At 55.0% G+C, this 2,848-nt stretch carries 2 rRNA genes (1 of these 2 cut by a window edge); both read right to left on the bottom strand.

Features of this window, described 5'->3' with window-relative positions:
• Positions 1–492 (bottom strand): 23S ribosomal RNA (locus ACFWQC_RS28215) (it extends 2,698 nt beyond the left edge of the window).
• A gap of 531 nt (positions 493–1,023) precedes the next feature.
• Positions 1,024–2,538, bottom strand: a 16S ribosomal RNA gene (locus tag ACFWQC_RS28210).
• The 16S and 23S rRNA genes sit together here, the layout of an rRNA operon.
• Between the last annotated feature and the right edge of the window lie 310 nt (positions 2,539–2,848).

Here is a 2,848-nt window from a genome sequence, read left to right as displayed (position 1 = left end):
AGATTCACACGACATTCCACGAGTGTCGTCCTACTTGGGAAGTACATCAACCCAGCCAAACACATACGATTACGGGGCTATCACCCGCTACGGCCCAGCTTCCCAACTGGTTCACCTTCATGCTTGGTTTCTTACTGAGCTCACCGCCGGCAGACGATGAAAGACATATCCCACAACCCCGACTACCCAACAACTGCCGTCTATCACAGGTAACCGGTTTGGCCTCATCCGATTTCGCTCGCCACTACTCTCGGAATCACTATTGTTTTCTCTTCCTACGGGTACTGAGATGTTTCACTTCCCCGCGTTCCCTCCACACGCCCTATAGATTCAGGCGCGGGTAACACGACATGACTCGTGCTGGGTTTCCCCATTCGGACACCCCCGGATCAACGCTCGGTTGCCAACTCCCCAGGGCTTATCGCAGGCTCCAACGTCCTTCTTCGGCTCTTGATGCCAAGGCATCCACCATGTGCCCTTCATAGCTTATCTCTCACAAACACTCAACAAAAACAACAAACACAACAACATCACATATCAAACATCACGTTGTCGAGCCTGTCATGCGCTACGAAGACCACGCACACACCAACACCCCAACCACCAGGCCGAAACCCGCATGGCAAGAGCGCCTACAAGGTGTGTGCATTCTTATTAAACAAGATGCTCGCGTCCACTATCCAACTATCAACTCCAACGCTCCACCAGGACGAACCCAGCAGCGCCGGCCAGCCCGCACAACCCCATCCAGTGCTCATACCGAGCTCCTTCAGGCGAAGGGGGCAAGAGACAACCACTCAACATCTGCCCTTGAGCAGACCCGTGTGATTCCTCAGGGCCCAACAGTGTGTCAAGACCAACCATCACTACCAGCCACCAGGTTCCACGCCCACACCGAAGCATGAGCAGTACTGAGATGACCAGACAGTATCCGACTGATCGTTCATCGACGATTCCACTAGCGAGTAGCACCATCACCACACAACCGAATGCTGTGTGAATTCATGGCCACTTACTCCTTAGAAAGGAGGTGATCCAGCCGCACCTTCCGGTACGGCTACCTTGTTACGACTTCGTCCCAATCGCCAGCCCCACCTTCGACAGCTCCCTCTCTTACGAGTTGGGCCACTGGCTTCGGGTGTTGCCGACTTTCGTGACGTGACGGGCGGTGTGTACAAGGCCCGGGAACGTATTCACCGCAGCGTTGCTGATCTGCGATTACTAGCGACTCCGACTTCATGGGGTCGAGTTGCAGACCCCAATCCGAACTGAGACCGGCTTTTTGGGATTCGCTCACCCTCACGGGATCGCAGCCCTTTGTACCGGCCATTGTAGCATGCGTGAAGCCCTGGACATAAGGGGCATGATGACTTGACGTCATCCCCACCTTCCTCCGAGTTGACCCCGGCAGTCTCCTATGAGTCCCCAACCGAATTGCTGGCAACATAGGACGAGGGTTGCGCTCGTTGCGGGACTTAACCCAACATCTCACGACACGAGCTGACGACAGCCATGCACCACCTGTACACCGACTAAAAGGGGCCGTATCTCTACGGCTTTCCGGCGTATGTCAAACCCAGGTAAGGTTCTTCGCGTTGCATCGAATTAATCCGCATGCTCCGCCGCTTGTGCGGGCCCCCGTCAATTCCTTTGAGTTTTAGCCTTGCGGCCGTACTCCCCAGGCGGGGCGCTTAATGCGTTAGCTGCGGCACGGAACACGTGGAATGTGTCCCACACCTAGCGCCCAACGTTTACGGTGTGGACTACCAGGGTATCTAATCCTGTTCGCTCCCCACACTTTCGCTCCTCAGCGTCAGGATACTCCCAGAGAACCGCCTTCGCCACCGGTGTTCCTCCTGATATCTGCGCATTTCACCGCTACACCAGGAATTCCATTCTCCCCTGAGTACCTCTAGTCTGCCCGTATCGAAAGCAGGCCAGGTGTTAAGCACCTGGTTTTCACTCCCGACGCGACAGACCGCCTACGAGCCCTTTACGCCCAATAATTCCGGACAACGCTCGGACCCTACGTATTACCGCGGCTGCTGGCACGTAGTTGGCCGGTCCTTCTTCTGCACATACCGTCACTTGCGCTTCGTCTGTGCTGAAAGAGGTTTACAACCCGAAGGCCGTCATCCCTCACGCGGCGTTGCTGGATCAGGCTTCCGCCCATTGTCCAATATTCCCCACTGCTGCCTCCCGTAGGAGTCTGGGCCGTGTCTCAGTCCCAGTGTGGCCGGTCACCCTCTCAGGCCGGCTACCCGTCGAAGCCTTGGTGAGCCATTACCTCACCAACAAGCTGATAGGCCGCGAGCACATCCCAGGCCGAAAAACTTTCCACAACCAGATCATGCAATCGGTTGTCGTATCCGGTATTAATCACCGTTTCCGGTGGCTATCCCAGAGCCTGGGGCAGATTACTCACGTGTTACTCACCCGTTCGCCGCTCGAGTACCCCGAAGGGCCTTTCCGCTCGACTTGCATGTGTTAAGCACGCCGCCAGCGTTCGTCCTGAGCCAGGATCAAACTCTCCGTTGAAAAACAACACCAAACACCTTACGATGCCTGGAAAAAGAGATGCCCTGACAGGAGACACTGACATGTTCCAATCCCTAAAGACTGGATATTTGCCAGAATCAATTGTCAAAGAAACCATCAACCAAACACCCTCACTAAGAGGATGTGGTCGACGGGGCATAACAAACTAATTCGTCGACTATGACACACTGTTGAGTTCTCAAGAATCACACGCACACCGGTAGATTTCAGACATCCGTCTCAGCCAGTCCGGCGGCTTATTCGATTTGTACTGCTTTGTTTCTTGCTTCGTGCTGAACCTTAGCAGGCT

Origin of the sequence: Nocardioides sp. NPDC058538 (assembly GCF_042719275.1) — a bacterium.
In the GTDB taxonomy this organism is placed as follows: domain Bacteria; phylum Actinomycetota; class Actinomycetes; order Propionibacteriales; family Nocardioidaceae; genus Nocardioides.
Note: the sequence above shows the minus strand (reverse complement) of the source record. Positions and strands in the feature narration are given on the sequence as shown.